Annotated in this window: 1 protein-coding gene (cut by a window edge); it reads right to left on the bottom strand. The window is 66.5% G+C overall.

Going from position 1 to position 16222, the window contains the following annotated elements:
• On the bottom strand, positions 1-16222 hold the 3' portion of the coding sequence (locus tag QA649_RS28865; RefSeq protein WP_283020157.1) for a tandem-95 repeat protein. Its footprint extends 12818 nt past the window's final position; the window shows 16222 of its 29040 coding nt (coding positions 12819-29040); its start codon lies beyond the right edge, outside the window; it ends in the stop codon at positions 1-3.

Consider the following 16222-nt stretch of genomic DNA (forward strand, 5'->3'; position numbering starts at 1 on the left):
TCAGGCGAAGAAATCCATCGGATGCGGGGTCGCTTCCTTGCGCCAGGTGAGATCGGCGGCGCCCGCATTGGTGCCGAACGCGGACATCTCCTGCCGCATCAGCGCCAGCAGCGCGGGCGACTGATCCGTCGCCCCCTCGCCTCTCGCTACGCGCCCGACCCGACTGTCCTCGTTGGCTCCAGGGCGCGACGGGCCAGCCGCGTCCGACTTGTCCGGGAACGCAGGCTTTGCCATCGCGTCCATCGCGCGCCAGAACTGCTCACCGATCGAGGGTGCGGGGTTCGCAGACATGATCTCGAGCGCAGAGGCCAGAGTCTGGGCCGAGCTTGCGGCGTTCGCGACGTCGACGGCGAGCGGTTGCGACACCGTCGCCCGCGTCAACGCGGCATCGACATATTCCATCGTGCGCGCATCGGTGCGGGTGTAGCTGCCGCGATTGACGATCACGGTGCCGCCGAACTCCCAGGACGCTTCCGTTGCAGATGCCGCGAGATTGATCGAGCGCACGCCGGCGGCCGACAGCGACAGAATCTCCCCGTCCTGGACAGCGCCGTCACCATTGCGGTCCTGCCAGAGATTGAAATCCGCGAAGCGAATGTCGTCGGCCGACAGCATTCCGTCGCGGTTGCTGTCGAAGGCGCGCAACCCTTCAAGATCGGAGCGCGCGCCCGCCACATCGTCGGCGAAGCTCAGCTCCGAGATGCCGCTCACCGTACCGTTGCGGTCGCGATCGAGGAACAGGAAGGCTTCCGTAGTCCCGATCCAGCTGGTGTCGTCAGCCGTGCCGTCGCCATCGATGTCGAACATCGCCGAGGACTGGCTGGCCGTCGTGGTTTCCACACCCCGCCCGTCGAGATCGAGGATGATCGGCGCCGCCAGCGTGACCGTCTCGCCGTTGCGGAAGATGAGCCTTTCGATGCTGGTCAGCGTATCGACGCCGTCACTGCCATTCGCCGTGGAATTGTCGGTGACCTGAACCGATCCCGCCGACGTGACGATCGAATAGGTCGACATCACACCGTTGTAGTAGGCGGTGTCGGTGCCGTTGCCGCCATTGATCGTGTCGTTGCCGGCCATGCCCCAGAACGAGTCATCGCCGTCATTGCCGTTGAGCGTGTCGTTGCCGATGCCGCCGGCCAGACGATCCGCGGCAGCGCCTCCGGTGAGGACGTCGTTTCCACCGGCGCCGTAGATGCTGCTCGGAGCGATCGCATCGCCGATCAACGTATCGGCGCTGGCGGTCCCCACCACCCAGCCCTCGAAGGCGTTCGAGATGGTGAGGCTGACCGTGGCCGTCGCTGTCGCGACGCCATCGCTGATCGTATAGGTGAAGCTGTCGGTCCCCTCGTAACCGAAATCGGGCGTATAGCTGACGCCCTGCTCGTCGATCACGACAGTGCCCTTGGGCGCGGCGCCGACAGAAACGATGGACAAAAGGTCGCCGTCGATATCGACGTCGTTGGCGAGCAGACTTGCGCGCGCGATGGCGAGCGTATCGCCATGGGTCACCGAGAACGGACCGTCATTGGCCGCGACCGGCTTGTCGTTGACAGGCGTGATCGTCAGGGTGAACACGTCACTGGCCGTGAGTGAGCCATCGCTGGCGGTGACCAGGATGTCGATCGCGCCGTTGAAATTGAGCGGCGGGGTCCCGGCGAATCTGGTGCCGGTCAGCGTCAGCCAGGACGGCAGCGCACCGCCATCCGCCAGCGTGGCGCTATAGGTGAGCGTGTTGCCGTCGGGATCGGTAAACCGGCCGGTCGGGATCGTGAACGACACCGCGGCGTCCTCGGCCGAGTTGACGTCGGACAGCGGCACCGAGAGCACCGGCGCGTCGTTCACCGGTGTGATCGTCAGCGTAAAGATGTCGCTCGCTGTCAGCGCGCCGTCGCGAGCGGTGACCTTGATGCTGATCGTGCCGTTGTAGTTCGCCGGCGGCGTGCCGGTGAAGGTGGTGCCGTCGAAGCTCAGCCAGGTCGGCAGCGCAGCGCCGGTGGAGAGCGTCGCCGTGTAGGTCAGCGTATCGCCGTCTACATCGGTGAAGCTGCCGGGCGGGATCGCAATCGCCAGCGGCGTATCTTCCGGCGACGACACGTCGGGCAGCGGCACCGACAGCACCGGCGCGTCGTTCTTCGGCGTGATCGTCAGGGTAAAGACGTCGCTGGCAGAGAGCGATCCGTCGCTCGCGGTGACCAGGATGTCGATGGCGCCGTTGAAGTTGAGCGGCGGCGTGCCGGTGAACTTGGCGCCGGTCAGCGTCAGCCAGGACGGCAGCGGGCTGCCGTCCGCCAGCGTCGCCGAATAGGTCAACGTGTTACCGTCGACATCGGTGAAGCGGCCGGTCGGGATCGTGTAGGAGATCGCGGTATCCTCCGGCGAATTGACGTCGGATAGCGGCACCGAGACCATCGGCGCGTCGTTCACCGGCGTGATGGTCAGCGCGAAGGTGTCACTGGCCGACAACGCACCGTCGCGGGCCGTGACCTTGATGTTGAGCGTGCCGCTGTAGTTCGCCGGCGGCGTGCCGGTGAACGTCGTACCGTCGAAGGAGAGCCAGGTCGGCAGCGCAGCGCCCGTGGAGAGCGTCGCCGTGTAGGTCAGCGTATCGCCGTCGACATCGGTGAAGCTGCCGGCTGGGATCGCGATCGACAACGGCGTGTCTTCCGGCGACGTCACGTCGGGCAGCGCCACCGACAGCACCGGCGCATCGTTCTTCGGCGTGATGGTCAGGGTGAAGACATCGCTGGCCGAGAGCGAGCCGTCGCTGGCCGTGACCCGAATATCGATCGCCCCATTGAAGTTGAGCGGCGGCGTGCCGGCGAACTTGGTGCCGGTCAGCGTCAGCCAGGACGGCAGCGGGCTGCCGTCCGCCAGCGTCGCCGAATAGGTCAACGGATTACTGTCGGCATCGGTGAAGCGCCCGGTGGGAATCGTGTACGAAACCGCGGCATCTTCGGCCGAGCTGACGTCGGACAGCGGCACCGACAGCACCGGCGCGTCGTTCACCGGCGTGATCGTCAGCACGAAGATGTCGCTGGCCGACAACGCGCCGTCGCTGGCCGTGACCTTGATGCTGACCGTGCCGTTGAAATTGGCCGGCGGCGTGCCGGTGAAGGTGGTGCCGTCGAAGGAGAGCCAGGACGGCAGCGCGGCTCCGCTGGAGAGAAGCGCCGTGTAGGTCAGGCGGTTGCCGTTGACGTCGGTGAAGCTGCCCGCCGGGATCGCGACCGACAATGCGGTGTCTTCCGGCGAGGAGACGTCGGGCAGCGGGATCGCGACCACGGGCGCGTTGTTCACCGACGGGATCGTCAGGCGGAACACGTCGCTCGCCGAGAGCGACCCGTCGCTCGCCGTGACCTTGATGTCGATCGCGCCGGTGTAGTTGGTGGGCGGCGTGCCATTGAAGGTCGCGCCGTCGAACGCCAGCCACGAGGGCAGCGCGCTGCCGTCGGCCAGCGTTGCCGTCAAGGTCAGCGTGTCACCGTCGAGATCGGCGAAGCTGCCGGCCGGGACCGGGATCGTGACGCGGACGTTCTTCGGCGAGACGATATCGGCCAACGGCTGCACCAGCACCGGCGCATCGTTCACCGGCGTGATGGTCACGCGGAAGACGTCGCTCGCCGCGCGCCCCCCGTCGCTGGCCGTGACCAGGATATCGAAACTGCCGTTGAAGTTCGGCGGCGGGGTGCCGGTGAAATTCGTGCCGTCGAAGCCGAGCCATGACGGCAGCGCGCTGCCGTCGGCCAGCGTCGCCGAATAGGTCAGCGGATCGCCATTGGGGTCGGTGAAGCTGCCGTCAGGGATCGCGATCGAGAGCGGCGCATCCTCGGACGAGGACACATCGGCCAGCGGCACCGACAGCACCGGCGCCTGGTTGACCGAGGTGATGCTTAGCCGGAACACGTCGCTGGCGACCAACGCACCGTCGCTCGCCGTGACCTCGATGTCGAAGTCGCCGGTCGCGTTCTGCGGCGGAGTGCCGGTGAAGTGCGAACCGTCGAAGCTGAGCCACGCCGGCAACGGGTTGCCGTCGCTCAAGCGCGCAGTGAACGTCAGCGTGTCGCCGTCGATATCGGCGAAGGCCGACCGGTCGAGCGCAATATCGAGCGCCTCGCCCTCGCGGCCCGCCTGGTCGTCCAGCGGACGGCCCAGGACCGGCGCATCGTTAACCGGAAGCACGTTGAGCTGGAAGCTGGCGGAGGTCGACAGCGTCCCGTCGCCCCCCGTGATCGCAAGCGCCAGCGTGCCGTTGAAATCGACCGGCGGCGTGCCGATGAGGCGGCCGTTGGATACCGAAATCCAGGACGGCAGCGGCGAGCCGTCACTGAGGGTCACGGCGAAGGTCAAAGCGTCGCCGTCGACATCGGCGAACGCTCCGGTCGGCAGTGCGATCGAGAACGGCTGATCCTCGGTCACATCGACATCACCGATCGCGCTGACGATCGCCGGCGCGTCGTTGACCGGGGCGATCGAAACCAGCAGTTCCCGCACGGTCTGCGCGGTGCCGTCGGATGCCGCGATCTCGAGCTGGAGCGTGCCATTGAAGTTGGCGGGCGGATCGCCGCTCAGCACCCGCGTCTGCGGATCGTATTGCAGCCAGGCAGGCAGCGCCGTGCCGTCCTTGCCCCGGATTTCGACCAGTAGCGCGTCACCGTCGACGTCGGCGACGAAGCCGGCCGGCAGGGTCACGCTAAAGCGCTGATCCTCGATCCCCTTGAGCACGGGAACCGCAGAGATGACCGGCGCGTCGTTCACCGCCGCCACGTTGACATTGACCCGGGTCGTCGCGGTCAGACCGGTCGAATCCTCGATCTCGTAGTCGAACCATGCCGGTCCATTGAAATCGGCAGTCGGAGTGATCTGGAGCTGGTCGAAGCCAAGATCGGTGACCGTCACGCCCGAGGTCGCAACGATCCGGGTGAGCACGAACGCCTGCTGGTCGGCATCGCTGTCATTGGCCAGCAGTTGGCTCGCAAACAGCGTCAGCGGCGCATCCTCGCGCATTTCGAGCGCATCGGGGCGCGCCACCGGGGCATCGGCGACCGGCAGCACGTTGATCGTGACCGTCGTCGAGACCGCGAAATCCTGCTCGTTCTTGACGGAATAGCGCAGCACCAGCTCGCCATTGAAGTTGGCGGCCGGCGTGACGCGATATTTGCCGTTCGCGAGCAATTCGGCGCCTTCGAGCCCGACGAAGATCAGGGTCGATCCATCGGGTGTGACGTCGTTCGCCATCAGCGCGGCGGGATCGATGTCGATGAAGCCGTCTTCGAGCACCTCGAAGCCGGCATCCGACACCGGAATCGGCAGCGGCACGTTGGGCGCGACCAGCAGCGTCACGAATCCGACGCTGGAGGCGCCACGGCTGTCGGTGACACGATAGTGGAAGCCGGCATCGCCGATATAGCCGGCGTTCGGCGTGAAGACCGCGGTCGAGCCGACGCGGACCACCGTGCCCTGGTCGCCGTCGAACACTTCGACGATTTCGAAGCTGTCGCCCTCGACGTCGCGGTCGTTGGCGATCAGCGCGGCGAAGTCGATCGTGATGGCCTGGCCCTGGGTCGTCCTGAACACGCCCTGGGGATCGTTGGCCGTCCCTGCTCCGTCCGGATTGGCGATCGGCGCATCGTTCACGGCGGTGATGTTGAACGTCACGGTGCCGGTCGAGATCTTGCGTCCGTCGGAGATCGTGTAGCTGAAATTGACCGCGCCGCTGATGTTTTCGTTCGGCACGAACTGCCAGCGTCCGTTGGGCAGCTCGATGATGCGGCCATTGCCGGCGCTGCGCGACAGCGACTGGAACGTGATCGTGTCGCCGTCGGCATCGCTGTCATTGCCGAGCAGATCGGCCGTCGTGAACTCGAACGGCGTGTCCTCGTCGGTCGCAAACACATCGGTCGCGGCGATCGGCGCGCGGTTGGTCGAGGCGACGTTGACCTTGACCTTGCCCGTGCTCGAGCCGTTGGTGTCGTCGGTCACGACGTACTCGAACGACGCGACGCCCTCGAAATTGTGGTCGGGCGTGAACACGATATGGGTGCCGTCGAAGCTGACGGTGCCATGCGTGGCATTGGCGACGTCGACGAAGCGGATCGGGTTGTTGTCGACGTCGTAGTCGTTGGCGAGCAGCGTCGCCGGGTCGATCAGGAGCGGCGTGTCCTCGATCGCCACAACTGTATCCTCGACCGTGGTCGGCGGATCGTTGACGGCGGCGACATGCACGATGGCCAAGCCGGTCGAAGGACCTTCGCGATCGTCGGTCACGACATAGCTGAAGCCGTCATCGCCGGAGAAGGCATCCGCCGGCGTGTAGACGACGAAGGCCCCCGCGTTGCCGTCGAAGCGGTGCGTCAGGGTTGCGCTCTGGCTGTCGCCGCCGAGCGTCCGCGTGAAGCGGATGTCGAGGTTCGAGGCGAACGCCAGCGGCACGTCGCCCGAGAGCGCGCCAGTGGCGCTGTCGATGATAAGCCAGCCCGGCAGCGCCGTGCCGTCCGCGAGCGTCGCGCTCCAGACCGCGCCGTCGAGCTGGCCGAGCCCGGCCGGCGGCGCGATGTTGGCATGGGCGAGCTCGACGACGAGCGAGCCGTTGGCCGGCTGCCCGAGCGACAGGATGCGCAAGGCATCGCGGTCGCGATCGAAGTCGTTGCGCAGTAGGTCGGTCACCGCGAAGCGCGTGGACTGGCCCTCGCGTCCCGTCAGATTGTCGACCGCGGCGTCCGGCCGCTCGCGCGTCGGCTTCACGTCGTAGAAGATCAGCGCCGGATTGCCGGAGACGCCGCCCTTCTCGTCGGTCGCGTCGTAGCTCAGCACGACCGTGCCGTTGAAGTCGGAGGGAACCGTGAGGTTGATCTGCTCGGGCGAGACGACCGTGGAGGCCGGGAACGGCGCAATCTTGAAGGTGTCGTCGACCACGGCTTCGGTGATGATCGACATCGCCGGATGGCCGTTGCCCGCGGCGATATCGAGGCGGACCGGCACGGCGCCGACCCAATTGGCCGGCGGCATGCCGGAGAAGGTGAAGTTGGCTGGGTCGAAGCTCAGCCAGTCCGGCAGCGGCGCGCCGCTCTCGCGGGTCGCGGTGATGGCACCGGCGCCCTTCAGGTCGAGCGCGAACAGGCCCTGGTCCGCGAAATAGGCATCGCCTACCAGCGCCTGGTTGATCGCCGTCATCTGGCTCGCGAGGTCGCCGTGCGGATCGACGACGAATTCCAGCGTGAAGCCCCGATTGCTCGACGCATAGGTCCCGTCGGGAAGCACACGCGGCGCCGGCGTGAACACGACCTGCAGGCGCGCCAGCTGCGCATCCGCATCCGGTGCGAAGCCGCTCAGGCTGACCGTGCGCGTCGCTGCGTCGAAGGACAGCCAATCCGGCAAAGGACGGCCGCCGATGATCGAGGCCGAAACCGTCCCGCTCTTGGTGTCGAGCAGCGCGACCTGGCTATCATAGGTGACGCCGGCCGGCAGCGTCGCCGGATCCAGCGTCATGCTGTCGATAAACGTCTTTGGATTGCCGCCGCCTGCGGCCGAATGCGTGAAGGTCAGCTGGACCTTGATCGGATCCGTCGCCCCCTCGGGCGGCGTTCCCGTAAACTGCAGCGTCTGGGCGTTGAAGCTGAGCCAGGACGGCAGCACCGAGCCATCGGCGAGCTTGGCCGTGGCGGTCGTGTCGGCATCGAGATCGGACGCATCGAATTCGTAGTCGACCGCGAAGGCGGAACGGATCTCGTAACCCTTGAGGACATCGGTCCTGGCATTGAAGCCGCCCGAGATGTCGCCGGCCGTCAGCTCGAACCGCGTGTTGAAGATCCGTCCATTCGAGGGATCGCGCACCCAGACATCGACGGAGAGCGGGTCCATGCCGGCCGGCGGCGATCCCGCAAATCGCATGGTGGCGGAATCGAACTGCAGCCAGGACGGCAGCGCCGAGCCGTCGGCCAGGGCCGCGCTGACCTCGTATCCGGCCGACAGATAGCGGTGGTCGACCACGCCGAGCACGGTCGAGCGCTTGAAGAACAGCACGTCGCCGTCCGCATCGATGTCGTTGCCGAACGCCTCGCCGGGGATCACGAACAGCGGACCGTCTTCCAGGCCGCTGACATAGTCGTTACGCAAGACCGGAGCTTCGTTGCGCGGCAGGACCGTGATCGCGACATAGGCGGTCGAGGTGCCGCCATGGCCGTCGCTGATCGTGTACTGGAAGCCGGCGGCGCCGTTGTAGTCCGGCGTCGGCCGGAATTCGATCATGCCGTCGTCGCGCAGGCGTATCTTGCCGCCGTCGGCGAACCGGACGATGCTGTCGAGCACCAGGGTGTCGCCGTTCTCGTCGGTATCGTTGGCAAGGATCGTCGCCGGGTCGATCACGAGGGTCTGGTCCTCGAGCGTCCGGTAGCCATAGTCGTTGTAGGCCTTCGGCGGGTCGTTGAGCGGCTTGACCTTGAAGTCATAGGTCAGGGTCGCCGCCGCGCCGCGCGCGTCGATCACGTCATATTCGATGCTCGCCTGGCCGAGGGAGGCCGGCGTGAAGGTGATGGTGCCGGTCGCCTGGTCGTACACCAGGCTGCCATTGTTGGCGGGGTTGTTGTCGAGACCGCCATGCAAGCCGACGAAGGTGAAGCTATCGCCCTCGATGTCGTAGGTGTTGGCCATCAGGTCGGCGACCGTGACGGTGGTATCCTGGCCGAGACGGATCCAGCGATAGGTGTCGCGATCGCGCGGTGCGTCGTTGACGGGCGAGATCGAGATTTCGACCTTGGCGGTCGAGGTGGCGCCGCTGGCGTCGGCCAGCGTGTAGACGAACCCTGCCGCGCCGAAATAGTCCGGACGCAGCTTGAACTGGATGTAGTCGCCATCCAGCCGCGCGGTCACGTTGCTGGCCTCGAACCGGTAGTCGAGATCCTTGTAGCTCTCGATCGCCTGTCCGGACGTGTTGGTCAGCGGCGCGATCGAAACGATGTGCAACCCTTCCAGACTGGCGTCGCCATCGACGTCGAAATCGTTGGCGAGCAGCGTGTCGATCCGGATCCGCAGGATCTGGTCCTCGACGGCGTAGACCCGCGGATCATCCACCGCCGTCGGCGCGTCGTTGACCGGCGCGAGATCGACCTCGACCCGGGCCGTGGATTCGCGGCCGAACTGGTCGCGCACGGTGTAATTGAAGAAGGCATCGCCGTTGTAGTTCGGCGCGCCCAGGAATTCGATCTTGCCGTCCTCGCGCACTCGCACAGTGCCGTTCACTGCATTGCCGACGCCGGCGAGCACCAGGTTGACCGCGCTGTCGGCGTCGTTGGCGAACAGGGTCGCCGGATCGATCACGATCGGCTCGTCCTCGACGCCGAGATGCACGATGTCGTCGGCGGCATTGAAGCGGCCGAGCTGCTGCAGCTGATCGATACGGTCGCGGTTCCAGACCGTGCCGTTGCTGAACACGACCTCCTCGATGCCGCTCTGGGCGCCGAGGAAGTGGTCGGTGACGCGCACGGTGTCGATCAGGAAGCCATCCTGCCGCTCGAATTCGAGCAGGAGGTCGTTGCCCTCGCGGATGACGGAGACGTCCTTCGGCGCGATCTGCGACGACAGCACCAGGCGATCGGTGTCGGTCTCCGCGCCCTGCTCGGTGATGACGTCCTGGCCGTCGTCGAAGCCGAACACGTAGGTGTCGGAGCCGGCCCCGCCGGCGATGGCGTCGTTACCGCGAAGACCCTGGAACCGGTCGTCGCCGACGCTGCCGGTGAACTGGTCGTTCCAAAGCGACCCGACGAGCATCTCGATCGAGGTGAGCTGGTCGCCCGCTGCCTCGCCGGCGGTGCCGAGGCCGGTCGCCAGATTGACCGCGACGCCCTCGTCGGCCTTGCTGTAATCGGCGATGTCGAAGCCGCCGCGTCCGTCGATGATATCGGCGCCGCGGCCGCCGCGGATGCGGTTGTCGCCGGCGTCACCTCTGATCGTGTCGTCCTGATACGAGCCCTGGACGATCTCGATCCCGGAGAAGGTATCGCCGAGCGCATCGCCGCCGCCGGCGGCGCCGTTGGCCATGTCGACGGTGACCCCTTCCGCCGACAGCGTGTAGTCGGCCGTATCGATGCCGTCGCCGCCGATCAGCTGGTCCGCGCCGCGGCCGCCGATCAGGATGTCCTCGCCGGCATTGCCGATCAGAATGTCGTTGCCGCGGCCACCGGACAGGATGTTGGCGAGCGCGTCGCCTTCCAGCGTGTCGTCGACGTCGGTGCCGGTCAGGTTCTGGATGTTGGTGAGGACGTCGCCCTCGGCGTCGCCGCCATGAGCCGTTCCGGCCACGAGCGAGATCGACACGCCGGTCGTACCGAAGCTGTAGTCGGCCGTGTTGTTGCCAAGGCCACCATCGAGCATATCGGCCCCTGCGCCACCGGTCAGGACGTCGTCGCCCGCGCCGCCGAGCAGGATGTCGTTGCCGGCGCGTCCCTCCAGGATGTCGTTGCCACCGAGGCCCTCGAGCCGGTTGTCGCCGGCATCGCCACCGAGCTGATCGGCATATTGCGAGCCGACCAGCGCCTCGATACCGATATAGGTGTCGCCTTGCGCGTAGCCGCCCTGGCCGACGCGCGACTCGAGATCGGCGCGGACAAGGAAGTCCGAGTTCTCGAAGTTGACGGTATCGTAGCCGTCGCCGCCCGTGATGCGGTCGGCGCCATCACCGGCGTCGATCCAGTCGTCGCCGGCCCCTGCATCGACCTGATCGTCACCGCTGCCGGCCTCGATCCGGTCGTTGCCGCCGCCGGCCAGCACGAAGTCGTTGCCGCCGAGAGCCTGGATCAGATCCGCGCCCTCGGTGCCGACGAGGTAGTCGGTCTTCGCCGTCCCGCGCAGCAGGCCGTTATAGCTGTCGGCCACCGACGCCATCGCAAAGCCGGTGTCGGTTGCGCCATCGGTGTCGGCGATGCGGTACTCGACCGCGACCTGGCCGGTAAAGCCGGCCGCGAAGTGCACGACGATGAACTTCTCGCCGTTCCAGTCGACCACCTCGGCGGTGCCGCGCGGCACGCGCTGGCCGAGCGCGAGCGCATCTGCATCGTAGACGCCGTCGACGCCGACGAAGGTCGGACGGGCGCGGTTCGGGTTGTCGAGGTCGTCGTCGATCACGCCGTCGCCGTCATGGTCGGCCTGCTCGATGTCGTAGTCGTTCTTCAGGAGATCGGTGACGCGCAGCAACAGCGGCGCATCGAGCGGCGTGACGAAGCCTTCGTCCTGGCCGACGGTCGGATCGTCGTTGGTCGAGACGATGATGATGTCGACATAACCTTCCACCGAACCGTCGGCGTCGTCGGTCACCCCGTAGACGAAGCCGGAGCTCTGGCTCGCGTCCCGGTTCGGCGTGAATACCAGATTGCCGTCGGCGTCGAATTCGATCGTGCCGTTCAGCTTCTGGCCGGCATCGCCGCCGAACACCAGCGCATCCAACGTCGTCGACAGCCGCCAGCCCAGGAAGCGGAGCGGATCACGGTCCACATCCGTATCGTTGGCGAGCAGCGTCGCGATCGGAATGACGGTCGGGATATCCTCGTTCACATAGATGACGTCGCGATGCGCGACCGGCGGGGCGTCGCCGACGTTCTCGAACCACATCGTGACGGTGGCACCGTCCACCGCGCCTTCGTTGTCGGAAACGAGGTAGCTGAACGTCGCCTCGCCCCAGAAATCGGCATCGGGCGTGAAGATGATCGTGCCGTGGTCGGTGACCGTGATGTCGCCATGTACTGCGTTGCCGGCGCTCTCGAACTGCACCGCGAAGCCTTCGATATCGCTGTCGTTCTTGAGCAGCTCGATGATCGGGATCTCGATCGCGTGGTCTTCCGTGCCGCGCAGGATCGGCAGGCTCTGGTCGGTGTAGCTGTCGTTGCGGGCATCCGGCAGGTCGTTGACCGGCTGATAGGCCAGCGTCGCGCGAGCCCAGGCAGTTCCGCCATGACCGTCGTCGACCTGATATTCGAACCAGGCATCGCCGTTGAAATTGGGCGTCGGCGTGAACAGGACGGTGTTGTTCTCGAGCAGCACGGCGTTGCCGCCATGGCTGTTGCGGACGGCGGTGAGTGTCATCGCCTCGCCGTCGTGCTCGATGTCGTTGGCGAGTAGCCGGTCGGCTCCGATCACGATCGGATTGTCCTCGCGGATCGGATCGCCGTTGTCGGTCGTCTCGAACCGGTCGTCGTGCAGCTCCGGCGGATCGTTGACGGGGGTCACGGTGAAGTTGACTCGGCCCGTCGAGGTCGCCCCGCTGGGATCTGCGACGACGTAGTCGAAGTGAGCGTTGCCCCAGAAATAGGCGCGCGGGGTCACATGGATCAGGCCATCGTCGCCGATCGTCACGGTGACGTCCGCGTTAGAGATCACCGACTGCACCGCCAGCCCGTCGTGATCGATGTCGGTGTCGTTGGCGCTCAGCGTGCTCGGATCGAGCGTGAAGCCCGTACTTTCGGGCGTCGCATCGACCGTATCGTCATGCGCCACCGGCGCATCGTTGACCGCGGTGACCTGGATCGTCACCTTGGCCTCGGCCCGGCCGCCTTCCGGCGTGTTCGCCACGTAGCTGAACTCGGCGGTGCCATTGAAATCGGCGTTCGGCGTGAAGGTGATGTTGCCGTCGCTGGCCAGCGCGACCGTCCCGTTGACGGCTTGATAGACCTGGCCGACGACCATGCGGTCGCCGTCGAGGTCGTTGGCCAAGAGGCGCTCGACGCGGATCACCAGCGAGCCGTCCTCGGCGACGGTGAAGCCCGTATCCGGATAGGCGGTTGCGACCGGGCGCACCTTGAGATCGACCGAGGCCGTGGCAAAGCCGTTATGGCCGTCGGAAATCGTGTAGCTGATCGAGGCGGAGCCGTAATAGCCGTTGGTCGCGGTGTAGTGGATGTTGCCCTGGGCATCGACCGTGGCAACGCCCGAAGCGCCCGCATCGACGCCGACGATCGTCAGCGCATCGCCGTCCGCGTCGAAATCGTTGCGCAGCAGATCGGCCGCCTTGATGACGAGCTCGACGCCCGTGGTGACCGAGAAGAAGCCGTCACCCAGGGCGGTCGGGGCCCGGTTGCCCAGCAGCTCCCGCAGGGTCTCCTTGGTCCAGGTCACGCCGTCTGCAAAGACGTAGCTCTCGATGCCCTTGGCATCGGTCGAGAGCGCATCGAACACCGTCAAGCTGTCGGCGCTGTTGCCGGTGAAGCGGATGACGACGGCATCCGAGCCGCGATAGAGCTGCTCGACATGGGCTTCCGTCGAGGTGAAATCCGCGATCTGGATCCGGTCGGTGCCGCCTGTTCCGGAATCGACGACCGTGTCGTTGCCGGCCCCGCGCCCGAACAGATAGAGATCGTCGCCGGCAGCGCCCGAGAGCAAATCGTTGCCCGCCCGGGCGGCAAAGATGTCGTTGCCGTCGAAGCCGTAGACATTGTCGTTGCCGCTGCCGTCGATATCCGACAGCGCGCGGGCCCGCATCGCGTCGCGATTCCAGACCGTGCCGTCGGCGAACCGGACCGACAGGCCGAACGCGGGATTGTTGGAAGGACTGAGCGCGTCGATCAGCACCACGCGATCGCCTGCACCTGCGAAGGAGAGCACGAGATCGTTGCTGTCGGGACCGGCGCGGACGGCGGAGACGACGTCGGCGACGTTGTAGTCGGTGAGGCTCAACACGTCGGTGCCCTTGCCGACCGCGCTGATCCGGTCGTCGCCATCGCCGCGGCGATAGAGATAGGTGTCGTTGCCGTAACCGCCGTCGATGAGATCGTTGCCCTTGCCGCCCATCAGCGTATCGGCGCCGTCGGTGCCGATGATGATGTCGTTGCCGTCGGTGGTGAGGCTGGCGAGGATCGCCAGCTTCATATCGGCGACAGTGTACTGCGTGCCGTCGGCGAGCACGATCGTCTCGACCCCGGCGGAGTTGGCAGCGAGCGCGTCGACGATGACGATCTGGTCCGTCGTCCCTGCAAAGCGGATCGCCACATCATCGCTGTCGGCGGCGATGCGGTGGAAGCTGATCTCCGCGGCGGAGTAGCCGCTGATCTCGAGCCGGTCGGCCGCGGACGACGCCTTGTCGTTGATGACGTCGCTGCCGTCGCCGCGGGCGAATCGGTAGGTGTCGTTGCCGGCACCGCCGGACAAATGATCGTTGCCGAGACCGCCGATCATGACGTTGTTGCCGGCATCGCCGGTCAGCAAATCGTCGGCAAAGCTCGGTGCGCGCGCGAGCAGATCGCTCGTTCCCCACCTCGTGCCGTCGGCAAAGCGGATCGATTCGATGCCGCCTGCGCCAAGCGCGCCTTCGATGGTGATGCGCGCGCCGGTCGACTTGACGATCAGCGTGAAATCGGCCCCGTCCTCGCTCTGCGAGACCGTGATGTCGTCAGGGACGATATCGGCCGCCAGCAGCAGCGTGTCGTTGCCGGCCGCATCGGCAATGCGGTCGTGGCCGCCATGGGCCGCGAACCGGTAGGTATCGTCGCCGGCACCGCCTTCGAGGCGATCGTTGCCCGCGCCGCCGTCGAGGTCATCAGCCCCGCCATTGCCGATCAGCAAATCATCGCCGGCACCGCCGGTGAGCGTATTGTCGAGATCGTCGCCGCGAATGACGTCGTTGCCATCCGTCGCCGCGCGGGCGAGCGCGATCAGGGTCGACGCGGTCCAGACCGTGCCGTCGGCGAAGGTGACGCGCGATACGCCCATGTCCGCCGTCGCCGGAGAGCCGAGATCGACGCGATCGCCGGTGCCGATGATTTCGATCACCAGATTGGCCGCGCCGCGCACGACACGGATATCGGTCGACAAGATACCTGCCGCGAAGCTCAGCGTGTTGGTGCCCGATACGTCGAGAATGACGTCTTGACCGTCGCCGCGGGCGAACACATAGGTGTCGTCGCCGCCCGCGCCCTGCAGCACATCATTGCCGGTGCCGCCGATCAGCGTATCGGCGCCCGCGCTGCCTTGCAGACTGTCATTCCCCGCCTTGCCGTCGAGGGTGACGGAGTTGCCCTGGAAGCTCGCGGGAACCGCAAGCACGTCGTCGCCGCCCGATCCCTGCAGGGATCGCGTCAGCACGTCGTTCCAGGTCCATGAGGTGCCGTCGGCGAAAGCGATCGTCTCGATGGCGCTGGCGCCGTCGAGCGCGCCGGTCACGCGCACCCGCCCCCCCTCGTTGTTGATCCGCAATTCGACGTCGCGGCCGATTTGCACGACGCTGACGTCGGCGGCCGCGATGCCCGCGGCGAATTCCAGGCGATCCGAGCCGCCGAGATCGGAGACGGTGTCGCGGCCGTCGCCGCGCGCGAAGCGGTAGACGTCCGTGCCGGTGCCGCCGAACAGCTGATCATCGCCCAGGCCGCCCTCGAACACATCCGTGTCGGTCGTGAAGCTGCCGTCGCCGTGGCCGGTGATCACGTCGTCGCCGGAGCCGCCCGACATGATGTCGCTGCCGCCACCCCCGACGATCTGGTCGTTGCCCTCCTGGCCCGCGATGAGGTCGTTGCCGAGGCCGCCGTCGATCACGTCGTTGTCGGCGCCGCCGGCCAACCGGTCATTGCCGCCGAAGCCGCTGATGACGTCGTTGCCGCCATTGCCGTAAATGCGGTCGTCGAGGGCGCTGCCGTTGAGGACGTGGCCGGCATCGTCATCGTTGATGCGGATCGAATTGTCGATCGCGATCGGAACGCCGTCGAAATTGGCCGAGGTCAGCGTGGTGGCGTCGACGCCGAGCAGGCGCAGCAGCACCTGATCAGGTCCCGAGTTTGCCCGCATCATCACGACAGTGTCGCTGCCCGATTGCGCCAGGAAGATGCTGCCGCCCTCGAACGGATTGGGATTGCTGGTCATCAGGCGGATGACGTCACCGCCGGCGCCCGCCTGGAAATCGGTGATGATATCGGCGACGATGGGCGACGCACCTTGCCGGACCGGCAGGTAGTAATAGGTGTCGCGACCGGCGCCGCCGGTCAGCGTGTCGACGGAGCCATCGGCGGAAATGTCGCCGAACTGATCGTTGCCGGCACCACCGGACAGGGTGTCGGCCCCCTCGCCGCCCTTCAGGTAATCGTCGCTGCTGCTTCCGACGATCGTATCGTCCGAAGCGCTGCCGATCAGCACTTCGCCGGCAACCGGCACGTCCTCGACGAGGCCGGGGCGAATGTCGGCGAGCGACAAAGTGACGCCATCGGCTGCGATCTCGAAGGATTCGACGGTATTGGCCGCACTGTCACTGAGCCCA

This window comes from Bradyrhizobium sp. CB1717, from assembly GCF_029714325.1.
Lineage (GTDB): Bacteria > Pseudomonadota > Alphaproteobacteria > Rhizobiales > Xanthobacteraceae > Bradyrhizobium.